The sequence below is a fragment of the Roseibium sp. RKSG952 genome (genome assembly GCF_009711355.1).
On sequence record NZ_SMMF01000377.1, the window covers coordinates 1 to 763 of the forward strand.

Sequence of the window (763 nt, forward strand, 5' to 3'; positions counted from 1 at the left end):
ATTTTCACCTGACCGTCGATCCGCCCGAGGAACTCCAGCGTGCCGTCTGCCTGCCAGCGCGCCAGATCGCCGGTGCGATAAAGCCGCGCCCCCTCTTCCCCCGAAACCGGATCGGCCATGAACATCTGTGCCGTCAGCCCCGGACGGCCCAGATAGCCGCGCGACACCTGAACCCCGCCAATCAGCAACTCCCCGGCAACGCCAATCGGCACCGGATTGAAGAACCGGTCCACCACGTTGATCCGGCCGTTCATCATGGGTTTGCCAAGCGGGATGGTGCCCGTTGCAGCCGAGGCCGGGATCGGCCCGACCACCGCAAAGGTGGTGGTTTCCGTCGGCCCATAACCGTTGATCAGAACCGGCGGTTGCTCCAGCGTGTTCAGACGGGCAATCGCCTCCCGGTCAATGGCATCGCCGCCGACCAGAAGCGCCCCGACCCCGGAAAACACCGTCACATCCTGTTGCACGATGCTGGTGAACAGGCCCGAGGTCAGCCACAACGTGTCAATCGGCCCGGACCGCGCCGCCTCCCGGATCGTTGTGGCCTGCACCACACGGTCCTGCGGCAGGATCAGGCTGCCGCCGAAACTCAACGGCAGCCAGTATTCGAAGGTCACCGCGTCGAACACCGGGTGGCCGGTCTGCAGAAGATGCCCCCCCTTGCGCACCGACGGATAGGCATGATGCACCAGCGCGGTGATCGCCGCATGCTGGACGCAGACGCCTTTGGGTTTTCCGGTGGAACCCGATGTGTAGATGATGT

Annotated in this window: 1 protein-coding gene; it reads right to left on the minus strand. The window is 64.6% G+C overall.

The window, feature by feature from the left end; genetic code table 11:
- A partial coding sequence (locus tag E1297_RS01125) for an AMP-binding protein (protein ID WP_155132825.1) occupies positions 1-763 on the minus strand: 763 nt, incomplete at both ends.